This window comes from Flammeovirga pacifica, from assembly GCF_000807855.2.
Lineage (GTDB): Bacteria > Bacteroidota > Bacteroidia > Cytophagales > Flammeovirgaceae > Flammeovirga > Flammeovirga pacifica.
Genome location: NZ_JRYR02000001.1, coordinates 1,771,718 through 1,793,370, shown reverse-complemented (window position 1 = coordinate 1,793,370; position 21,653 = coordinate 1,771,718). Strand labels below are relative to the sequence as shown.

The window sequence follows — 21,653 nt, the reverse complement described above, 5'->3', positions numbered from 1 at the left end:
TGTTTAATATGTGTTCAATAAGTTTGTAATGAGAGAACTTTCACTTAGTTAAAGAAATGAAAAAACTTCCTGATACTTTAGTCATAGCCACAACGATTCTACTCCTTTTTATCGGCTTAACTTGGCTCATTCCTGCTGGTGAATACAGTAGAGAGATCATGAACGGTCGAAATGTATTGATTCCTGACTCTTATCAACAGGTGGAAGAAGCACCCCAAGGTATTGCTTCATTTTTTACAGCACCCATGAAAGGATTTATTTCTGCAGGTGAAGTAATTGCTTTTATTTTTATTGTTGGTGGTGCTTTTGGGATGTTGAATAAAACGGGAGCAATCGAAGCTGGTTTACAACGTTTAGTAGAGTTTAGTAATCAACATGCGATCTATAAAAAAATAATTATCCCTTTTGTAATTGTCGTATTTTCTATTGCAGGAGCAACATTCGGTATGTCGGAAGAAGTACTGGTATTTATACTTATTACTATTCCTATGGCTAAGGCAATGAAGTTAGATGCTATTGTTGGTGTAGCCATTCCTTTTGTAGGGGCAGGAGCCGGTTTTGCTGGGGCAGTAAGTAACCCATTTACGATTGGAATTGCGCAGGGAATTGCTGAGGTACCGTTATTTAGTGGTTGGGAATATAGAATCTTTGTTTGGTTTGTATTCACCATAATTACCATCATCTATATCATGTCTTACGTGATGAAATTGTCTGATAACCCCTCTGCATCTTTATTGAAAAATGAGGAAGGGGAAACTAAAATAGATACAACAGAAAATATAGATTTCAATTACCAAAGAATGTTGGTGCTACTTCTATTTGTTTTAGGAATTGTAGGCTTAGGCATTGGAGTAGCTAAGTACGAATGGTATATGATAGAAATTGGAGGGTTATTTTTTGCCATTGGATTATTATCTTGTCTCATTTGTAAAATTCATGTAGATGAGATCAGTAAAGGTTTTACAAGTGGCGCCAAAGATATGATGACAGCTGCTTTGGTAGTAGCTTTTTGTAAAGGGATTTTGATCGTTGCGTCTGATGGTAAAATCATTGATTCTGTGTTGTATGGTATTGCTACAGTGGTCTCCGATTTACCAAAAGTGATGTCTCTAGAGGCTATGTTTATCTTCCAAAGTGCTTTAAACACTTTCCTTCCTTCGGGTTCAGGTCAAGCCGCTTTAACAATGCCAATCATGGCTCCTTTAAGTGATTTGTTAGGTATTTCGAGACAGTCTGCTGTGCTAGCATTTCAATTTGGAGACGGTCTTACAAATTTGATTATACCTACAAGTGGAGTGACAATGGGAGTGTTATCTATAGCAAAAATACCATATGGTGTTTGGGTAAAATGGATGGGGCCTTTATTGGGTATCTTGATGGTCGTAGCAGCCATATTATTATTAGTCCCTATGTATTTTAGTGTATGGTAAATAAAAAGCCTATCGCTTTAATTTTAAAGGTAATCGCTTTTGTCTTTTTTATCTTTGCCTTACAAAAACTTATCACTTTATCTCCTTGGGAGGAAGTGAGTTTTCAGCATCCTGTCTTTTTAGTCTTAGCCTTACTTCTTATGCCATTAAATTGGGGGATAGAAGCGTTTAAATGGAAAAGATTAGTGTCTCCTCTTATTCAATTGTCTTTTTCTTCGGCAATATGGAGTGTTTTTTCTGGTGTTGGAAGTTCTTTAGTTGCCGGTAGGTCGATTGGTAGTATTTTAGGTAGATATTGGGCTTTACCTAAAGATATGGATAGAAAAAAAGTGGTGGCTCCAATACTATTTGGACAATGGATTCAAGGGCTTTTTACTTATTTATTTGGAGGTCTTTCTTTTTTTATTTTGGGGATAGATCTTATCGAAGGTTCCATAAAATTTACCTCTTTATTGCTAATGCTATTTGTTGGGGTTGTGCTGATGATTCTTGTAGGAGGTCTATGGTTTTATTTTCCCAAATTTCAGTATAAAGTAAAAGATCAATTAAAGCTTATTAAAAGCTACTCTAAGCAATTAATTGTTGATGTAATTCTATTAAGTGGATTACGCTACCTGATATTTACCCTACAATTTGTTTTGGTATTGTACACCTTCAGTGATGGGCAACCTTGGTGGATATATTTCCAATGGATAGCCATCATTTATCTTTTAAAAACAATAACACCAGCCTTAAACATGGTGATGGATTTAGGGGCTAGAGAAATATCAGCTTTTTATATCTTCCACTATTTTGGAGGAGATACAAATATTGCCTTAATGTCCTCACTAATCGTTTGGGGAATCAATATTTTAATACCATCTTTAATAGGGCTAACCGTGCGTTGGCGTCTTTAAATTGAAGAATATGCAAACCAATTGGACTAATTTTCATTCTCATTCCCATTTCTGTGATGGAAAATCATCATTAGAAGAACACGTGATAGCAGCTATTGAACAAAATGTGAAATCCTTTGGCTTTTCTTCACATTCTCCGGTACCCTTTTCAACCACATGGAATATGGAAATGGGTAGGTTAGGCGAATATATTAAAGAGACGAAGAGATTAAAGGAAAAATACAAAGATCAAATACAACTATACACAGGGTTAGAAGTTGATTTTGTGAGTCAAAAATGCGGTGTTCATAATTTTCCTCAATTAGATTATACTGTGGGATCTGTTCATTTTGTAGATAAATTTGAAGACGGTACTTATTGGGAAATTGATAATACAAAAACAATTTTTGAAAGAGGATTACAGGAAATTTTCGGTGGCAATATTCAAAGAGCATTTAAAAGGTATTACGATTTATCTATGGAGATGTTAGAAGAAGATACACCTGATGTATTAGGGCATATGGATAAATTTAAAATGCACAATAGTACCGGGAATTGGTTTTCTGAAGACGAGGAGTGGTATAAAAAAATGGTTTTAGAATATCTAAGAGTTATCCAAGAAAGTGGGGTGATCGTGGAAATTAATACAAGAGGGTTTTATAAAGGCTATTCTAAAGATTTTTATCCTAGTAATTGGATTATTAAAGAGTTAATTGATAGAAAAGTACCTATCTCATTAAATTCTGATAGTCATACTACTTTTGAAATAACCAAAGGTTTTAAAGAAGTAGCACAACTACTTTTATCTTTAGGGCTGAAAGAAATTTATTGTTTATGGAACAATGAATGGCAACCATTCGCATTGAAAGAAAATGGAGTAATTTTGAGCTAAAAGATTTAAACCCTTTATCCTTTAACTAAATACCGAATCTTTTCTCTTTTTCCCATATGAAATGTCCTCTTTTTGTCATTTTTGCCTCTGGATTTTTCAAATATTCTTCTAGGGCAAATGTGGTAGATTCAAAAGCAATGTCTTCCCAAGGAATATCTTTTACTTCAAACAATTTAGATTCAAGTGTTTCTGATGTAGTGCCCATTTCATCAGAAATTAAGTCTACCAAATATATGAGGTATACTTGATTAAATTGTGGTAAAGAAAAGACAGATTGTAAGTGCTTGATATGTCCTTTGGCTAAAGTTTCTTCATGTAATTCTCTTAAAGCGCCCTCTTCCGGCGTTTCTCCGTTCTCTAAAAAACCGGCAGGTAATCCCCAATATCCTTTTCTAGGATCAATTGCTCTTTTACCGAGTAGTATTTTCCCTTCAAAAACAGGGAGACAACCAGCAATAATTCTGGGGTTTTGATAATGTATAGTATCACAATCAGGGCAAACAAAACGTTGCTTATTATCCCCTTCAGGGACTATAAATTGAAGCTGATTACTTCCACAATTACTACAGAAATTCATACCGAAAAAATAGGATTAGTTACAAAAAGTGAACATCAATTTAATTATTATTGTTTTACAAAATCAATTTTCTAGAATAATAGGTGATAGAAATCGTCAAAATTAGGTGATTAGCTCCAATTTTTCTCTTTTTTATTTAGTAGTTTGTATAAATAAATATCTACCTTTGAGACACTAATCGTCGACACATACTTAACGTATATAAATAATCTTTTATGCCGGAAAACGTTATCAGAAAAAAAGATGCCTTGGAATATCATGAAAATCCAATTCCAGGTAAAATTGAAGTAGTTCCTACTAAAAAAACCAAGACACAAAGAGATCTTTCATTAGCCTATTCACCAGGTGTTGCAGACCCTTGTACAGAAATTGCAGAAAATCCTGAAGATGTATATAAATACACAGCAAAAGGTAACCTTGTAGGTGTGATTTCTAATGGTACTGCCGTTTTAGGTTTGGGTGATATCGGACCTGAAGCATCAAAACCAGTAATGGAAGGTAAAGGCGTACTATTTAAAATATTTGCAGGTATTGATGTATTTGATATTGAAATCAATGCTAAAGATCCTCAAAAATTTATTGATGCTGTAAAAACACTTGAGCCAACTTTTGGTGGTATCAACTTAGAAGATATTAAGGCACCTGATTGTTTTGAAATCGAAACAGCCTTAAAGAAAGAAATGAATATCCCAGTAATGCATGATGACCAACACGGTACAGCCATCATTTCTGGAGCGGCATTAATAAATGCTGCAGAAATCATTAAAAAGGATTTAAAAGATTTGAAAGTGGTTGTTTCAGGTGCAGGAGCATCTGCAATTTCTTGTATTAAAATCTTTTTTGAATTAGGAGTAGATCCTAAAAATGCAATTGTATGTGATAGTAGAGGAGTAATTCGTTCGGATCGTGAAGGTTTATCAGGATCAAAATTAGAATTGGCTACCGATATTGATGTACATACTTTAGAGGAAGCATTAGTAGATGCTGATGTATTTCTTGGTTTATCAAGAGGTAATCTAATGACACCAGAAATGTTGTTATCTATGGCAAAAGACCCTATCGTTTTTGCTTTAGCTAATCCAACACCTGAAATTGATTATCAATTGGCAATGGATACTAGGAAAGATGTAATGATGGCTACAGGTCGTTCTGATCATCCTAACCAAGTGAATAACGTATTAGGTTTCCCTTATATTTTTAGAGGAGCATTGGATGTACGTGCTACAGAAATTAATGAGGAAATGAAATTAGCTTGTGTTAGATCTATTGCTGCTCTAGCAAAAGAACCTGTTCCAGAAACAGTAACACAAGCATATAATGTAGATCGTTTGGTATTTGGACGTAGTTATTTTATTCCAAAACCATTAGATACACGTCTTTTAACTACTGTAGCTCCAGCTGTAGCACAAGCTGCAATGGACACAGGTGTTGCCAAAACCGAAATTGACGACATGGAAGCTTACAAAGAAGAGCTTATTCGTCGTATGGGTACTGGTAACGATATTATGAGACGTTTAGGGGTACAGGCTAGAAATGTACGTAAGAAAGTGGTGTTTGCAGAAGCAGATAATCCACATATTCTACGAGCAGCTCGTATCGCTATGGATGAAGGTATTATCGAACCAATTTTATTGGGTAGAAGATCTAGAATCCGAGCTATGATTGAAGCTTTGGAATTGGATGAGTTATTAAAAGTGCCAATTATCAACCCTCGTGCTGACGAATCGAATGAAGTAAGAGAGCAATATGCTAAAATCTTTTACGATAGACGTCAAAGAGTAGGAGCTACTATTTATGAGGCCAATGACCTTATGAATAAAAGATCTTACTATGCAGCAATGATGGTAGAACAAGGCGATGCCGATGCAATGATTTCGGGTGCTCACAGAAATTATATCTCTTCTTTAGCTCCAGCACTACGTGTAATTGGAACTGTAGAGAATAAGTCTATTGCTACAATGTATATGGTATTAACTAAGAAGGGACCTCTTTTCTTAGCAGATACAACAATGATCGAAAATCCAACAACCGATGAAATAGTTGAAATTACAGAGGCTGTGGTGAAGAGAGTGAAAGATTTCTTTAAAATCGATCCAAGAGTAGCATTGTTGAGTTACTCTAACTTCGGCTCATCTAAAAAGGGTGTTGATTCTAACAAAATGAAGAATGCTCGTCAGATTATTAAAGAACGCAATCCTTCATTACCTGTGGATGGTGATATTCAAGCAAACTTTGCTTTAGATCCAACAAGCACAAAAGAGAGTTTCCCATTTTCAGACTTGGCAGACAAAGCAGCAAATGTATTGATATTCCCTAATTTATCTGCAGCCAATATCGCTCTTACCTTATTAGAAGAATTAGCTGATGCAACATTAGTTGGTCCAATTGTGATGGGTATGAAAAAGCCTGCTCACGTTCTTCAAATGGGAGCAAATGTGCAACAGATTTTGGATATGATTACCATTGCAAACTTAGATGCACAGCAATCATAATCGTTTTAAAATATTTTGATTTCACAAACTAATATGTGAGATTTTTAAATAATAACGTGAAATATGAGGTGATTTGTAAAAAATCACCTCATTTCTTTTTAATTCAATTATAATAGCCTTAATATTGTGACATAGATCATCTCGATGGTCTTTTATTTTATACTTTTAGTATAGTAATTCGATAGAGTAAAGGATAAATATAACATAACCACGTCACGCATTATGCAAAGTTTTAGAACTGAACTTGAGAATCCTGTTGTAGAACAAGACATACTTGATTTAGAAAAGAAAATTAGATTATTCCATAATGGAGAAATCGATGATGATAAATTTAGAAGTTTACGTTTAGCTAGAGGAGTTTATGGTCAACGTCAACCAGGCGTTCAAATGATCAGAATTAAAATTCCTTATGGTAAATTAACGGTTAGACAATTGAATAGAATCTGTGATGTATCAGATGAATATTCAAATGGTAAACTTCATATTACTACTCGTCAAGATATTCAAATTCACTATGTCAGCTTGGACGATTCTCCACGTTTATGGCACGAATTAGAAAAAGATGAAGTGACATTACGTGAAGCTTGTGGTAACACAGTGCGTAACATTACAGCATCTGAGCTAGCTGGTATCGATCCTGCTGAGCCTTTTGATGTAACACCTTATGCTCATGCAACTTTTGAATACTTTTTAAGAAACCCTATTTGTCAAGAAATGGGTAGAAAGTTCAAAATTGCTTTCTCTTCATCAATTGAAGATACTGCTTTTGCTTTCATTCATGATGTTGGAGCTATACCAGTAGTGAAAACAATTGACGGTGAAGAAAAAAGAGGTTTTAAAGTGTTGATTGGTGGTGGCCTAGGTGCACAACCTTACATGGCTGAAACAGCCTATGAATTCCTTGAAGAAGAAAAATTAATTCCTTTTACAGAAGCTTTAATTAGAGTTTTCGATAGATACGGTGAACGTAACCGTAGAATGAAAGCAAGAATGAAATTCTTAATTCAGGATATCGGTAAAGAGGAATTATTAAGATTAGCAGAAGAAGAGTACAACTCTCTTGAAAATAAAGAAATTTGGGTTGATCGTTCAAAAGTAGATGCTACTGAAATACCACAAAAAGGTGCTGCAGTAGAAGTTGAAATTGCAGATCAAGCTAAATTTGATAAATGGTCTGAAGCCAATGTTTTCGAACAAAAGCAAAAAGGCTATTATGGTGTTTTAGTACGTTTGCCTTTGGGTAACTTTGATACTAAAACTGCAAGAACATTAAACCAAATTGTTACAGACTATGCAGCAGATGATATCCGTTTGACGATCCGTCAAGGTATCTTGTTGAAGTATGTACAAAAGGAAAATCTTAAAGCTTTATTCAATGCACTAGATGCTATTGGGTTTGCTGAACCTGGTTACGATACTACTGCAGATATTACGGCTTGTCCTGGTACAGATACATGTGTATTGGGTATTTCATCAAGTACAGGTGTAGCAAGAGTATTGGGCGATTTAATTAAAGTGGAGTATCCTGATTTATTAACAGACGATACATTCAAAATTAAAATATCTGGTTGCCCGAATGCATGTGGTCAGCATACAATTGCACAATTTGGTATTCATGGTTCTTCTTTAAGAAACAAAGAAAATAAAATGTTATTGCCAGCTGCTCAAATTCTTCTAGGTGGAGGTTTTGATGGAGAGGGTAATCCAAATATAGCTGATAAGGTCATCAAATTACCAAGTAAACGTATCAAAGATGCATTTAGAGCAGTAGTAGATGATTATGATCAAAATGCACCTGAAGGTCAGTACTTTGTAGATTATTACAAAGCAAAAGGAAAAGAGTACTTCTATGATCTTTTAAAGCATCTTGGTGATTTATCAACGTTAGTACCAGAGGATTATTTAGATTGGTATACAGAAGTTGATAAGTTTGAATTACACAAAGCGGTAGGTGAGTGTGCTGGTGTTATTATTGACCTTGTACAAACACTTATTTTAGAAGCTGAAGAAAAAGTAGGTTGGGCAAATGAAGCAATTTCTAAGGGATTGTATGCTGATGCAGTATACCATACTTACCAAGCTTATGTAAGTGCAGCAAAAGCGTTATTATTGGATAAGAAAGTGAAATTAAACTCTCATATGACAGTAATTAATCGTTTTGCAGAGCATTATGATGAAAAGCTACAGTTTGCAGAAGGTTCATTTGTAGATCACGTTTTAAGAATCAACAAAAACGAACCTACAGCAGAATTTGCAAAAACTTATTTTGAAGAAATCAAAGTATTCTTAGTAAATGTAGAAGCTTTAAGAAAAGCAGCATTGGAAGAAGCTTAGGTTTTTGAGGCATCATTACAAACAAACTTATTACATCTCATGACAAAGACTATACAACCGGAATTGACTTTAGTAGGGGCAGGAATTGGAGACCCGGATTTGATTACTTTAAAAGGAATCAAAGCACTACGTCGTGCAGATGTAGTTTTATATGATGCACTTGTATCTGAAGAGTTATTGGAGTATGCTGCTCCCACAGCAAAAAAGGTTTATGTAGGTAAACGTGTAGGACAGCATTCTTTTAAGCAAGAAGATATAAATAAGCTAATTGTTTCTCATGCTATTACAGGTGGTCATGTTGTGCGATTAAAAGGTGGAGATCCTTTTGTTTTTGGAAGAGGTCATGAAGAAATGCTTTATGCACAGAAACATGGTCTTAGGGTAAACTTAGTTCCTGGTATCAGTAGCTCTGTTGCTGCTCCAGCATTGCAAGGTATTCCTGTAACAAGACGAGGAGATAGCCAAAGTTTTTGGGTCATCACCGGAACAACAAAAGAAGGTGAAGTATCCGAAGATATCGCTTTAGCAGCACAATCATCTGCAACTGTTATTATCTTAATGGGGACAAAAAAGATACATCAAATAATGAATAGTTTTAAAAAGGCAGGAAAAGAAAATACTCCTGTTGCAATTATTCAAAATGCATCTACACCTCAAGAGAAAATAGGATTAGGAACTGTTCAAAATATTGAACAAGTGATGCATGAAAAGCAATTGGGTTCCCCTGCGGTTATAGTTGTTGGAGAAGTGGTAAAACATCACGCTCAATATCCTGCTACTTTAACGGAGGTTGTAGTGAATGCAATGGCATAAAAAATAATAGAGTGATCAGTGGCTACGTAGCAATTGTGTGTTTTAATGTAACATTAAAAGCAAAATTTCGGTTAGTGGTTCAACAGATTTGGTTGCGTACCACTGATTGCTCTTTAACTGAATACGAATTGAAGGACAAGGTGAAAGCTTTGTTCTTCTTTTTTTATCCATTAAATTCAATTTTTGAATAATTATACACAGAACAAAATAGACCTTACTCTTATGAATACAATGTTTCCCATCTTCATCAAAATGTCAGAGATTTCCACTTTAATTGTAGGGGGCGGAAATGTTGGTGAAGAGAAATTATCAGCAATATTAAAAAATAGTCCAGATGCTGTGGTTACAGTAGTCTCTAAAGAATTCGGACAACCATTATTAGATCTCGCTAAAGATTTTCCTAACGTTAAAACTATAGAAAGAGGTTTTGAAGTGTCTGATTTAGAAGATCATCATATTGTATTATGTGCAACAGACGATTATAATCTGCATGTGATGATCAAAGAGGAGTGTGGTAAAAGAAATAAGATAGTGAATGTGGCTGATACACCACCACTATGTGACTTTTATTTAGGTTCTGTGGTAACAAAAGGAGACCTCAAGGTTGGAATATCAACGAATGGGAAATCACCTACTTTAGCCAAAAGAATGCGAGAATTTTTAGAAGATGCTTTACCAAGCGAAACACAAGAATTACTCGATAACTTAAAAGAAATAAGAGATAAATTAACGGGTGATTTTCAAGAAAAAGTAAAACAATTGAATAATATTACTCAGCAGGTATTCGATAAAAAGGAATAATTTTAAAATTAGGAGTTGGGAGTTAGGAGTTAGGAGTTAGAAATGAACTCCAATGAATGATCAAGAAATGAAGCTATGTTCATGGATAACTTGATACTATTATTAACTCCTAACCCCTTATTACCTATTCGTTTTTAGTAATTTCTTATTACTTCTTCTCCCATTCAATCAAGTTCTTCTTACTTGCTACAATTCCATCTTCGTCTACATAAACAAAATCTCCGTCTACAAACTCAACACCAGCAACTTCGGCATGATAATGAATTTCGATAGCTTCGGTTTCAAGAGTAGCTTTTTTGGGGTAAGGGTGTTTACCAACAATACCCACTCGTAATTTTGAAATGGTTTCTTTGTGTCTAAAATTGGCATTAGAGACAATACCTTCCCATTCTTGATGTAGCAATGCAAAAGCTAAATCATCGTCAATTAATGCATCAGGAGAATCAGATTCCCAGTCAACCACTAGTACACGACCTTTACCATTTTCTTCTTCAATCCTCTCTAAAATCATTTCTGGATTGTTAGTTTTGAAACAAACTACTTGACCATGGAAAGATTTTTTCTGGCTGATACTTTCTAAATAAAAAGGTCTTCCGATAGTCACTTCTTTAGGGTGTCTATCACAAAGGTTAGATGTTTTAATGTTGGCTCCACTATCTAAAGACTCATTTTCTAAAAAATGAATAACATCATTCGCAGATTTATCAGGAATTTCCTCCATAGGAACATGCCCAACACCTTCATATATAATGAGGGAAGAATTTGGCAAGTTAAAATCAAATTTATAGGCATTAGCCAGAGGTATCCATCGGTCTTTCTCACCCCATAAAATTAATGTGGGCGTGTCTAGATCCTTTAGATGATCAGAATGATCAACATTAGAACTTGTTGCGATATTTAGAAATGCTTCCTTATTCCCTTTTCTAGTAAACATTTCATGGTATCTAGAAGTGGTTGTAGGTTCAATCCTTTTAGAATTACCATAAGCATTTTTAAGAAAGAACTCAATAATCGTTTTTGGTGTGTTTAAATATTCTGCCACCCCATGAAACATTTTGAATTCTTTCAGAATAGGATTCTGTACTAGTTTAAATAATAATGGAATTGAATCTCTATCATTAAACCCAGCTGCATCTAATAAAACTAACCTTCTTACTTGTTGTTTAAACCTAAATGCATACTCCCAAGCTAGCCATCCTCCTAAAGATGAACCTGCAAGGTAGAATTTCTTTATATCTAATTTTTTGAAAAATGATTCGAAAAATTTCAGATAAATTTCTATTGAATAAGAACGGTCTGGACGTGGCCCTGTTAACCCAAAACCGGGTATATCTAAACGTATTACTTTATATTTTTTTGATAATACTTCAGTCCATCGATCCCAAGTATGTAGAGAAGCGAAAGTGCCATGAAATAATACAATAGGGAAACCTTCCCCTTCAATACGGTAATGAACATTTAAACCATCAATTTCAAGAAATTTAGACTGTTCGTTGGTATATTTTTTAAAAATATCAACTGCCATTTTTAAAAGTGGTTTTGTTATTCAAAAAGCCTTTGTCGCAAATATTATTTTTATTCGACATAAGGTGAATAAGTGGTGAAGCCTAAAAGGCTCATAATTGAGAGTGAATATACGTTTTTATCTTAATTCTAGACTATTCAAAAGGAATAAATTGAGGTCGTGATGGCTTAAAATCGAATAGAGGTAATTGTATAGACGTAGAAACTGATATTTGATAATTAGATCGACCATCAGGTGTATTTGGATATAATTTAAAATCTAAACTAATGGTATTAAAAACAAGGTTTTCATTTCTGGTTCTAATACCACCACCAAAACTAGTAAAAGTTTGATCCCTAGAAATAGAAACATCTTCCTCGTCTAATAAGAAGCCTACTTCAAAATGCTGATAAAAGGCAAATTTAAAACCATAAAAATACCATGGGGTAAACCAAACAAATTCTTGTTTTAACTGTGACCTTCTTGTTCCTCTTTTAGTATTTACATTGATATTATAATTACTAAAAATATCATCACTAATAAAATATAAATATTGACCAGGTATGAGGTCACTCCCTTTTGTTAAATTCCAATCTAAAAATATACGGACATAGTTTCTTTTTACTGCCCAAAGATTAGTGAAATAATGAATTCCAAGATCTTGTACTTGTTGTTTGTACTCACTTTGAATAAATTGACCAAATTCATAATTAAATCTGAAATATCCCCAGGGAGTAAATTTACCATAATCACCTCTAAATCCTATGTATGGTCGATTTTCATCAAAAAATTCATTTTGTTCCAAACCGAATGTCGATTTAAAAAGCCACCCATTAGGTACATCCTCATTACGACCGAAGCCTTGTAAGTAACTTATTTTTCTATAATTTCTTTGATTGTAAGTTAAGGACCCTATGTAATGAGTTTTATCTTGATATCTATATAAAGTGTCTTTTGAGGTTTGAGAAGGTCTCGAAGAAAATTGTTCACGGTACCGTCCCATAATCAAAGTGATGTTTCTATTTTTTTTCGGATCAATTCTAACCGATTTACCTGCCCAAGCATAAACTTTTTCATATTTATGTGGTTCCCAAAACCTTTCCGGGTTTTCTGTTTCGGGAATAAAAGCACTATCAGAAGTGGTGTACCCAAAAGTTTGTCGAACATTTTCATAGGATAATTCTCCCGCCCACTTTGTGGAAGAAGAAACAAAATCTTTAACTGTTCCTATGCCATAATAAGATTCTTGATCACTGTCTGTAAAATCCGCAATTACATCAATAAATGATCCTCCAATGTTATTATATCTATATTCTACATCAAAGCCAATAGGGGTTGGTGCATTAGGCTGAAGAATGCCTCCAACATATACATATTGACCCATTCCCAAAAAGTTGGTATTGTATAAACCAGCGCCATAATCACCAAAGTAGGTATCAAACTTTGCTCCTATAGTCCATTGATCTTTTGATACAACATAGATGTCAATTTCATTATTGGGGAGATCACAAGCATATATTTCGGCATCTTTAATAAAAGGTAAAGCACGTAGAATACGCTCACTTTCCGATAAATCAAAATCATTGATTACATCACCTTCTTTAAAAAGGATGTTTTTACGAATGACTTGTTCTTTGGTTTTGTTATGAACACCATTTGCATAATGACCAACAGGAGAGGCTGTTTCAGGATAAGGGTCTTTTACATCTCCTCCAAAAGGGTATAATCGAATATAATTAATACTTCTTACTATCTTATTTTCAAAGCACATTCCTTCAGAAATTGTACTATGGTTTTGATCTTCTTTATTATTCTTCTTTCGATTGACTAGTAAAAAATTGGAAAGCTCTTTAGTCAGTCTTCTTTTCTCTAGGGCTTCTTGTAAAGAATTATAAAAATTTTCAGATTTTAAAATTGCAGCTGAATCATAGGTTTCAATCTGCTGTTTTTGAACATAAATAATAGTATCCTTAAGAGACGTGTACGTAGAATCACCAATGACAATGGGTACAAATGCTTTGATTTGAATTTTCTGATAAATCACTGAATCACTTTCTTGGCCTAAAAGTGTAGATAAGGTGATACAGAAAAGTAAAATAGTGAGATAGAATGATCTGTTAAACGGCTTATTCATTCAAAAAACTTGATCTTAAGTAGGGTCAAAGTTAGTAAAATTCTAATAATGTGAATGATTTGTTGGAGAATTGAGTGTTTTTTTTGGAAAAATATTGTAGATTCTATTAACACAAGAACTATAGCTATGTACACCAAAAGACTAATTTTTGTTGATGATGATGATCTCTTGATTGACATTGTCAAAATTATCACATCATCTTTAGAAGAAACAAGAGATTTACCTAAATACTTTTTTAATAGTGGTGATGACTTTCTTCTACAAGACCCTTCATGCACAAAAACTCATGAAAACATTTTATTTTTGGATTTAAATATGCCAGGAATGGATGGTTGGCAAGTTTTAGATGAATTACTAAAATCTTCAAAGACTTATAGTTATGAAAAAGTATTTATTTTAAGTTCCTCTATTCATCCTAAAGATAAAGAAAGAGCATTAATACATCCGTTAGTAACTGATTATATAGAAAAACCTTTATCTAAAAGTAAGATTCTTTATTGCCTTGCGGATATAAAAGAAAAGGTGTAAAAAAAGAGTACCTAGGTACTCTTTTTTTTAGTCGTTAATATTGTCTGCTATTTTCAGAAGCATCCTATTTATTTTTTTAGCTACTTCTTGATTAGAAAATAATTGATTATCTATTGTGAAGAAAACGGTTTCTAAGAGTTCATGGAATCCTATTTCAACTAGACTATTAAAATCTATATATCTCATACTCCAACCACCAAACACTCTCTCTTCTCTAACAGGAAGAATAAAACTATTGCTAATTCCATGTCTGTGGTCATTTTCGATGTTTTTTATTAGCTGTTTGATTTCCTTTTCAGGCCCTTCAATGTATTGAAAAAAAATATCATTTTTGAAGGTAAGGTAACCAGTAACATCATGCTCTTTATTTTTTGTAGCAGCCTCTTTTTGTAAAACTAGGAGTTCTTCCAAAGTAAATGCTTTATTTGTTTTACTACTATATATATAAGAGTATATCATTTATTTTTCTTTAGGAATTTGGATAGTGAATTTAGTGCCTTGGTCAATTTTTGAATCTACATTAATTGTTCCTCCAGTAGCCTCAATTTGAGTTTTTGTAAGGAATAAACCAAGTCCTCTTGCGTCTTCATTTTTGTGGAATGTTTGGTTCATACCAAAGATGCGTTGCCCGAATTTTTTCAGATCAATACCAATACCATTATCTTCTATTGTTATAATTATTGAATTTTTATCAAGATAAGCTTCAACAAGTATTTTAGGTAAACGTTCTTCTGATCGATACTTTATGGCATTACTTAATAAATTTAAGAAAATGCTTTTTAAATATTCTTCAGGGTATTTAAAGTTTAAACCTCTTTCAATATCTAAACTAATTAAAACACCATGCTTTTTCATGTTTCCAGACAAGATATCCAAAACTTTCATTAATTCATCTTTGATGTTAATTTCAGTTCTTTCTAAACTTGTTTTTTGTTGCACTTTAATGGCGTCAGTTAAATTATTGACGGTTTTCTCTAATTGAGCAAGTGCTTTTTCAAAAAGCGTGATATACTTTTCTTTTTCAATACTTTCTTCCTCATTATGGTACAATTCCATTAAAGCCAAAAGGTTGGAAAGAGGAGAGCGAATATTGTGAGAAGCTATGTAAGTGTAGCTTTCTAATTGTTCGTTCTGTACCGCTAAAGTCTGTGCCGTTTTTTCAGCCAAATTTACAGTTTCATTCCATTGGAATTCTAATGCTTTATTATCAGTAATATCTAAAACAATACAAAGTAAAGAATTAATATTATTTACTTTTTTAATACGTCCTGCTAACCTTAAAAATAGGTTTTCATTTTTAAGATTTGATACACGAATAATAATATCAAAAGTCTTTTTATTGGCTTTTAATAAATCAAATAATAGATGTTTGTCATCTTGATGCACCAATTGAAATAAGTTTTCAATGGTACAGTCAAATTTTGAAGAATCTACCTTTAACCAATTTATTAGTGTATCATTAAATGCAATCTCTTCCTTTTTGATATTAGGAATACTAATAGTACCAAAATGACCAAGATCCATTAATTCCAAATATGTTTGAGACAACCTTGTAAGGTTAAGATTTTGTTTAAACTGTTCTGTTATGTCTTTGCAGGTACCATATAAACCAATAATTGTATGACCATCGTGCGATGGATAACACTTGAATTCTATTGTACGGTCTAACAGAGGTATGGTTAAATTGAATTCTTTCCCATACTTCAAACAATCTTCCAACTTATCATTAAGAGTTGTCTTATACTTATTGATAATTGAACTCTTATAGTATTCAAGAAAGAAATCCGGGAAATTAGCTAATGTTGACACATCAAATTCTTGATGTTCAACAATTAGTTTCTTTGATTTTGACTCCCAATGCCAAGTGGAATAACCTAGGCCCTCTAGTACTATTGTTTGTTTTCTTAATGCTTCATCTAACTTATTATTTTTGCTAATAAGTCTTTTGGTGGGGTTGAAATCTGATATAGGAATAAATGATAAAATAATACCATCAGGATTATTATTTTTATCCCTACAAGGAGAAACTCTTAATAGATATTTTTTACCATCCTTATCAGAAATTTCTTGTTCTTGAATTTTGTTAGCTTTTACAGAATTATCAATAGACTGATATAGACTAACATCTATCTCAAAAAAGGTATTAAACTGAAGAATACTTCTACCTAAATCTTCATTTTCAATACCAAAGAAGTCACTTGCATTTGGAGCAATTCTTCTTATTTTCATGTCATTGTCAAGATACAAACTGGCAATGCCAGCAGACCTAAATAAGTTGAAAAAGTCGTTGTTTAATACAGAAATCTCTGTCAACTTTTCTTTGTACTCTTGATTGACTGTATATAATTCTTCATTCACTGACTGAAGCTCTTCGTTACTACTTTGTAACTCTTCGTTAGAAGACATCAGTTCTTCGTTGTTTATTTGATAATTCTCATTAATACTTTCTAATTTTTTTCTAGCATTTTTGAGTTCTAAATGAAGACTTTTTATTTCATCTTTGAGATTTTGAATAGTATTATCTTGTTCTAAAATCTCATCTTTCTTTACTTGATTATCGGGTTTAAACTCGATAATATATAATTCATCAGCTTTATTAGTGAGGAATTTTCGGATAATTAGGTCAGATCTTAAATCTGCTGTAACATGCTCGAAAGAGATATTTTTTAGTTTACGACTATTACCATCTTTTTTTACCTTTTTTAGCTCTCTGATGATATCAATGTACACCTCAAATTCAAAAACTTCTTTTAATACTAGTTCTTTCTGAGGGAAGTTGAGAAACTTACCTGTTTCTCTAGTTGAATACGTGATGTTTTCATCTAAATCAAACACAATTAATGGTTCACAGAAAAATTGAATCAACTTTTTCTCCAAATCATCATGTTGATAGATATTATTGGATGGTTTGTTTATTGGTTTGCGATTAAAAATTATTTTCTGATTATCAAAACGATGTTTATGATCCATATCGATAGCTTTGAAGTCTTCTGATAGCTTAAAGAATTTCTTCTTTATATCTAGTTCTTTTAAAAATTTGTCTGAGAAGTTCTTTTCAGATGGTCCTAAAAATAAATATCCACCCTTGTTTAATGAGAACTTTATTGTATTTAGAATCTTAAATTGATATTCTTTCTTAAGGTAAATCAGAAGATTCCTACAAGTAATTAAATCAATATTTAAAAAGGGAGGTGTTTCTAAAATATCATGTTTTACAAATGTAATAATGCTTCTGATATTTTCTTTAACAGTATAGTTATCTCCATTTTTTATGAAATATTTATCTAGGTAATGAGTGGGTAATGTTTCAATTTCTTTAGAGAGATAGGTCCCTTCTGATGCATATTGTACTGCTTTTTCATTTAAATCAGTAGCAAATATTTTGATTTCTTTTGAGATATTTTGCTTTTCTAATTCTTCTAAAACTAAAATAGCTATGGTATATGCTTCTTGGCCTGTACTACAACCTAGAGACCAAATCCTAATAATATCTTTTTCCTTTATTATATCAGGAACAATAGTAGATTTCACAAATTGCCATTCATCATTATCTCTAAAGAATGAGGTAACTCCAATAAGGAAGCTATTGGCTAGCTGATGTATTTCTCCAGAGTGATTGTTTAAATGATAGAAGTATTTTTCAATGGAATTGAAATTTTGTAATTCCATCATTTTTAAAATTCTTCTATAAAGCGTTTGTGTTTTATAGAAGTGGAAATTTATTTCTGTCTTTGCACTAACTAAATTGATAATATTGTCTAGAACCTTAAACCCATTGACGTTATTACTATTTAATCCTTCTGTTGATATGAATTCTAAAATCTGAGGTAGATCTTCAATATTAGAAACAAAATCAATTTCATTTGTTTGGATTGCCGAGAAAGGCATGCCATTAAATTTAGCAGAATCAGGATGTTGTACTATGGAGATCCCTTTATTATTACTGATGTGTCTTAATCCTTCTGTACCATCACTTCCTGTACCGGATAAAATAATACCAATAGCTTTTTCTTTGTAAGTCTCTGCTAAGCTCTTAAATAAAATATTTATGGGATAAGAAAGCTTATTTTTACCTGCAAGCTTTTCTTTTACAATAATCATATTTTTCTCAATACTCAGAGTAGTGTGATTATTGATTAAATAAATATGATTTCGCTTTAATACATGGTTTTTGTTTACTTCAATTATTGGTATTTTTGTCACCTTTTGTAATAGCTCTGGCATTAAGCTTTTATGCTCCATAGAGAGGTGCTGGACAATAATAAAACACATGTCTGTTTTATCTTTAATCTTATCAAAAAGATGATTAAGTGCTTCTAGTCCACCAGCGGAAGCTCCTATGGCTACGATAAATTTTGGATCCATTCTATCAGTAATATATATTTTTATAAAAATACATAAAAAAAATTAGCAAACTCATTAAATAAAATGATCATCTAAATTTCATATCATTTATTACCTTGTTAGCTTTGCAATCAAACAAATTTTATTGAATGAAAATCTTACGTTTTTTCTCACTAGGTGTATTTACTGCTTTATTTTTAATTACTGGAGGAGCATTATTATTACCCTCAACATATCATGTTAATCAGAAAATAATAATTAAATCAAAAGCCGATAAAATCTTCCCTGAGATTAATAATCTACGAAATTGGGATAAATGGGCATTTATGACCGATAATGATGTACAAAGATTATCGCCAACTTTTACCGGGCCTGACGAGGGAGTAGGTGCAACTCATTCATGGTTGAATTATAGTGGGAGTAAGGCTGATTTGAGAATATTAGCATCTGAACCCTTTGACAAAGTTGTTCTTCAAATGACAACAAATGATGGAGCTTTTACTTCTGATATAGCCTTTGATATTCAATCTAACCAAAACGGATGCGTAGTTACTTGGCAAGAGAAAGGGGATTTTGGGTATCAATTAGCTGCAAGAGTGATTGCATTCATGTCTGATTATGAAACGAAAATTGGAGCACAGTATCAATTGGCTTTAGAACAGTTGAAATTTACTGTTGAAAATGGTGAAACTATAGAATAATAGCACCGCCAAATCTACCTGTTTGATTAGGAGAAGCTTGTCTTGCCGAATAAAATCGTTTATCTGTAAAAGTATTGTAAGGCATAAATTCAATATTTGAGCTTTTTATCCCCATGTCATCACATTGGATTTTCTGACAAGTAGTGATATCTAAATATTGTTTTTCTGAGTTTGGATGAGGTAATAATATTTGGTCTTTATTTTTAGGATATGCAGCTTCAAATAACTGAGCTACATCAAGACCAATTTCATAGGTTTCTTTTTTGATAAATGGGCCAAAGCAAACAATTAATGAGGTAGAGTCCACATCGAAAGTAGTTTGCATTTTTTGGATGGCTTTGGTCAATATTTTTAGCTCCGTACCTTTCCATCCGGAGTGTACAGCACCAATTACTTTTTTGATAGGATCAAATAGTAAAATGGGAGTGCAATCAGCTGCTAAGGTAAGTAACCCAATCCCTTTTACATTTGTAATTAAGCCATCTGTTGCTGGAAAAGGAAGAGGACTTGATATCAAGTCCTCCAGATTATCTTCTTTAACAACACCAATTGTATTCGTGTGTTGTTGATCTCCAATAAATAGATGATGACCACCTAAATGTAGTTGTACTATCTTTCGATTCTGATTTACATCTTCTGTTTTGTCGTACTTTTTATTCCCAAGATTTAATTCATCAAAGGGAGGCTGACTTACACCACCTTTTCTAGTAGTGATAAAGTGATGCACACCATGTTTATTCAGTAAATCAAAAGACAGTGTAGGGATCATATTTATTGACTATTATGTTTATAAATCTGCTCAATACTAATAGTACCTTCGTAGATAGCTTTTCCTACTACAACGGCAGGAATCCCTTCTTGATCTAATTTCACTAAATCGTCAAACTTACTTACACCACCACTGGCGATAAGTTCCATTTCGGGGAATTCTTGAATAATTTCTTGATATAAAGCTGTATTAGGGCCTTGCATCATACCGTCTTTAGAAATATCAGTACAAAGTACTTTAGTGATTCCTTTATCTGTATAGTTTTTCAAAAAGTCAAACAAAGGAAGTTGACTGTCTTCTTGCCATCCACTAACTGCAATTTTTTTATCTTTTGCATCAGCTGCTAAAATCATTCTTTCTGCACCGAATTTTTCAATCCAACTTACAAATTTATCTTGTGATTTTACAGCAATAGAACCACAAGTAACCATGGCTGCACCATGATCAAATACTTTTTGTAAATCCTCATCAGATTGAATACCTCCTCCAAAATCGACGATTAAATTGGTATTGGATACTATTCTTTCAAGAACAGGGTAATTCACCACTTTTTTTACTTTAGCACCATCTAAATCCACCAAATGTAATCTTGTGATACCAGCATCTTCAAATTGTTTTGCAATATCTAATGGATCTTTGGCATACACTGTTTTTTGAGCATAATCACCTTGAGAAAGTCTAACAAGTTGACCATCTATCAAATCTATTGCTGGAATAATTTCTAATCTCTTACTCATATTAGCACTCTGAAATAAAGTTTTGGATAATTTTTTGGCCTACATCACCACTTTTCTCAGGGTGAAACTGGGCAGCATAAAAATTGTTTTTGTGTAAAGAGGCACTATATGGATGCACATAATCTGTTACCGCAATAGTTTCTTCACATAATTCAGCATAAAAACTATGTACATAGTACACATAGTCATCATCGTTCAAACCTTTATATAAGGGTGTTTTTAAATCATGGATGTTATTCCACCCCATATGAGGTACTTTTAAGCTGTCACTTTCAAACTTTTTGACATGAGTGTCAAATATGCCAAGGCACTCAGTATCTCTTTCTTCTGAATGTTGACACATAAGTTGAAGTCCCAAGCATATACCTAAAGTGGGTTGCTTTAACTCTTTTATCAGTGTATCTAAATTTCTAGCTTTTAGATAATCCATTGCCGACTTTGCTTCGCCAACTCCTGGGAAAATCACTTTATCAGCAGATAGGATTTCCTCTTTTTGGTCTGTTAGAATAGGGTCAATACCTATGCGTTGTAAAGCGTATCTTACAGATTGCACATTTCCCGCATTGTATTTAATGATAGCAACTTTCATCGTTTCGCTATTAAAATGACGCTTTTCAGCATAATTGATGAACGAATCTCTTTTCTTAGTTGAAGATTGTTCTTGAAAGATCAAAATTACGATTCTTTCTATAGAATGAAAAAATCAGTCATTAATTTCATAA

The 21,653-nt window shown here is 33.0% G+C and carries 17 protein-coding genes; 9 read left to right on the top strand and 8 right to left on the bottom strand.

The window, feature by feature from the left end:
- Positions 1-56 precede the first annotated feature (56 nt).
- The 3 genes from NH26_RS07230 to NH26_RS07220 are packed head-to-tail and all read left to right on the top strand — an operon-like array spanning position 57 to position 3,197.
- On the top strand, positions 57-1,430 hold the full coding sequence (locus NH26_RS07230; protein WP_044218491.1) for a YfcC family protein: 1,374 nt from the start codon (positions 57-59) through the stop codon (positions 1,428-1,430).
- Positions 1,424-2,326, top strand: a complete 903-nt coding sequence (locus NH26_RS07225) for a lysylphosphatidylglycerol synthase domain-containing protein (RefSeq protein WP_044218494.1) — start codon at positions 1,424-1,426, stop codon at positions 2,324-2,326. The genes NH26_RS07230 and NH26_RS07225 overlap by 7 nt, the downstream gene beginning before the upstream one ends.
- 10 nt (positions 2,327-2,336) lie before the next feature.
- Positions 2,337-3,197: a histidinol-phosphatase gene (locus tag NH26_RS07220; protein WP_044218497.1), complete on the top strand. Its 861-nt coding sequence runs from the start codon at positions 2,337-2,339 to the stop codon at positions 3,195-3,197.
- A 25-nt stretch (positions 3,198-3,222) separates the two neighbouring features.
- Here the strand turns inward: NH26_RS07220 and NH26_RS07215 are convergent, their stop codons facing one another.
- The gene (locus NH26_RS07215; RefSeq protein ID WP_044218499.1) at positions 3,223-3,774 is read right to left on the bottom strand and encodes an NUDIX hydrolase; all 552 of its coding nucleotides are present in this window, start codon (positions 3,772-3,774) and stop codon (positions 3,223-3,225) included.
- 215 nt (positions 3,775-3,989) lie between these two features.
- Here NH26_RS07215 and NH26_RS07210 point away from each other — a divergent pair, with 215 nt between their 5' ends.
- From NH26_RS07210 to NH26_RS07195, 4 genes are all read left to right on the top strand, one after another.
- A complete protein-coding gene (locus tag NH26_RS07210; protein WP_044218502.1) occupies positions 3,990-6,266 on the top strand; it encodes an NADP-dependent malic enzyme in 2,277 nt (758 codons plus the stop codon).
- A gap of 222 nt (positions 6,267-6,488) precedes the next feature.
- Entirely contained in the window at positions 6,489-8,600 is a 2,112-nt protein-coding gene (locus NH26_RS07205) for a HEPN domain-containing protein (protein ID WP_044218505.1), read from the top strand.
- A 39-nt stretch (positions 8,601-8,639) separates the two neighbouring features.
- Positions 8,640-9,413: a uroporphyrinogen-III C-methyltransferase gene (gene cobA / locus NH26_RS07200; RefSeq protein ID WP_044218507.1), complete on the top strand. Its 774-nt coding sequence runs from the start codon at positions 8,640-8,642 to the stop codon at positions 9,411-9,413.
- Positions 9,414-9,635: 222 nt separating this feature from the next.
- The gene (locus NH26_RS07195) at positions 9,636-10,214 is read left to right on the top strand and encodes a precorrin-2 dehydrogenase/sirohydrochlorin ferrochelatase family protein (protein ID WP_044218510.1); all 579 of its coding nucleotides are present in this window, start codon (positions 9,636-9,638) and stop codon (positions 10,212-10,214) included.
- A gap of 148 nt (positions 10,215-10,362) precedes the next feature.
- On the opposite strand, the gene NH26_RS25380 is transcribed toward NH26_RS07195, so the two are convergent.
- Together NH26_RS25380 and NH26_RS07185 are read right to left on the bottom strand one after the other, a co-directional pair.
- On the bottom strand, positions 10,363-11,739 hold the full coding sequence (locus NH26_RS25380; RefSeq protein ID WP_052431781.1) for an alpha/beta fold hydrolase: 1,377 nt from the start codon (positions 11,737-11,739) through the stop codon (positions 10,363-10,365).
- 133 nt (positions 11,740-11,872) lie between these two features.
- A complete protein-coding gene (locus NH26_RS07185; protein ID WP_044218511.1) occupies positions 11,873-13,852 on the bottom strand; it encodes a BamA/TamA family outer membrane protein in 1,980 nt (659 codons plus the stop codon).
- A gap of 126 nt (positions 13,853-13,978) precedes the next feature.
- Between NH26_RS07185 and NH26_RS07180 the strand changes: the two genes are divergently transcribed.
- Positions 13,979-14,380: a response regulator gene (locus NH26_RS07180; RefSeq protein WP_044219393.1), complete on the top strand. Its 402-nt coding sequence runs from the start codon at positions 13,979-13,981 to the stop codon at positions 14,378-14,380.
- A 27-nt stretch (positions 14,381-14,407) separates the two neighbouring features.
- Here the strand turns inward: NH26_RS07180 and NH26_RS07175 are convergent, their stop codons facing one another.
- Positions 14,408-14,839: a BLUF domain-containing protein gene (locus tag NH26_RS07175; RefSeq protein ID WP_044218514.1), complete on the bottom strand. Its 432-nt coding sequence runs from the start codon at positions 14,837-14,839 to the stop codon at positions 14,408-14,410.
- A complete protein-coding gene (locus tag NH26_RS07170) occupies positions 14,840-18,745 on the bottom strand; it encodes a CheR family methyltransferase (protein WP_044218517.1) in 3,906 nt (1,301 codons plus the stop codon).
- A 128-nt stretch (positions 18,746-18,873) separates the two neighbouring features.
- Between NH26_RS07170 and NH26_RS07165 the strand changes: the two genes are divergently transcribed.
- Positions 18,874-19,425, top strand: a complete 552-nt coding sequence (locus tag NH26_RS07165; RefSeq protein WP_044218520.1) for an SRPBCC family protein — start codon at positions 18,874-18,876, stop codon at positions 19,423-19,425.
- On the opposite strand, the gene pgeF is transcribed toward NH26_RS07165, so the two are convergent.
- From pgeF to hisH, 3 genes are read right to left on the bottom strand one after another with little or no spacing between them, the layout of a single operon-like run.
- On the bottom strand, positions 19,415-20,194 hold the full coding sequence (gene pgeF / locus NH26_RS07160) for a peptidoglycan editing factor PgeF (RefSeq protein ID WP_044218522.1): 780 nt from the start codon (positions 20,192-20,194) through the stop codon (positions 19,415-19,417). The two genes, NH26_RS07165 and pgeF, sit on opposite strands and share 11 nt — an antisense overlap.
- A gap of 2 nt (positions 20,195-20,196) precedes the next feature.
- Positions 20,197-20,931 carry a 1-(5-phosphoribosyl)-5-[(5-phosphoribosylamino)methylideneamino]imidazole-4-carboxamide isomerase gene (gene hisA / locus NH26_RS07155; RefSeq protein WP_044218525.1) on the bottom strand — a complete coding sequence of 245 codons (735 nt, stop codon included), beginning with the start codon at positions 20,929-20,931 and terminating at the stop codon, positions 20,197-20,199.
- Position 20,932: 1 nt separating this feature from the next.
- A complete protein-coding gene (hisH, locus tag NH26_RS07150; RefSeq protein WP_044219395.1) occupies positions 20,933-21,520 on the bottom strand; it encodes an imidazole glycerol phosphate synthase subunit HisH in 588 nt (195 codons plus the stop codon).
- Positions 21,521-21,653: the final 133 nt, after the last annotated feature.

Coding starts and splice junctions, on each gene's coding strand:
- NH26_RS07180 (WP_044219393.1), top strand. CDS start 13,979: ATGTACACCAAAAGACTAATTTTTGTTGATGATGATGATCTCTTGATT.
- NH26_RS07185 (WP_044218511.1), bottom strand. CDS start 13,852: ATGAATAAGCCGTTTAACAGATCATTCTATCTCACTATTTTACTTTTC.
- NH26_RS07210 (WP_044218502.1), top strand. CDS start 3,990: ATGCCGGAAAACGTTATCAGAAAAAAAGATGCCTTGGAATATCATGAA.
- NH26_RS07215 (WP_044218499.1), bottom strand. CDS start 3,774: ATGAATTTCTGTAGTAATTGTGGAAGTAATCAGCTTCAATTTATAGTC.
- NH26_RS07165 (WP_044218520.1), top strand. CDS start 18,874: ATGAAAATCTTACGTTTTTTCTCACTAGGTGTATTTACTGCTTTATTT.
- NH26_RS07220 (WP_044218497.1), top strand. CDS start 2,337: ATGCAAACCAATTGGACTAATTTTCATTCTCATTCCCATTTCTGTGAT.
- NH26_RS07225 (WP_044218494.1), top strand. CDS start 1,424: ATGGTAAATAAAAAGCCTATCGCTTTAATTTTAAAGGTAATCGCTTTT.
- NH26_RS07205 (WP_044218505.1), top strand. CDS start 6,489: ATGCAAAGTTTTAGAACTGAACTTGAGAATCCTGTTGTAGAACAAGAC.
- NH26_RS07230 (WP_044218491.1), top strand. CDS start 57: ATGAAAAAACTTCCTGATACTTTAGTCATAGCCACAACGATTCTACTC.
- NH26_RS07170 (WP_044218517.1), bottom strand. CDS start 18,745: ATGGATCCAAAATTTATCGTAGCCATAGGAGCTTCCGCTGGTGGACTA.
- cobA (WP_044218507.1), top strand. CDS start 8,640: ATGACAAAGACTATACAACCGGAATTGACTTTAGTAGGGGCAGGAATT.
- hisA (WP_044218525.1), bottom strand. CDS start 20,931: ATGAGTAAGAGATTAGAAATTATTCCAGCAATAGATTTGATAGATGGT.
- NH26_RS25380 (WP_052431781.1), bottom strand. CDS start 11,739: ATGGCAGTTGATATTTTTAAAAAATATACCAACGAACAGTCTAAATTT.
- NH26_RS07195 (WP_044218510.1), top strand. CDS start 9,636: ATGAATACAATGTTTCCCATCTTCATCAAAATGTCAGAGATTTCCACT.
- NH26_RS07175 (WP_044218514.1), bottom strand. CDS start 14,839: ATGATATACTCTTATATATATAGTAGTAAAACAAATAAAGCATTTACT.
- hisH (WP_044219395.1), bottom strand. CDS start 21,520: ATGAAAGTTGCTATCATTAAATACAATGCGGGAAATGTGCAATCTGTA.
- pgeF (WP_044218522.1), bottom strand. CDS start 20,194: ATGATCCCTACACTGTCTTTTGATTTACTGAATAAACATGGTGTGCAT.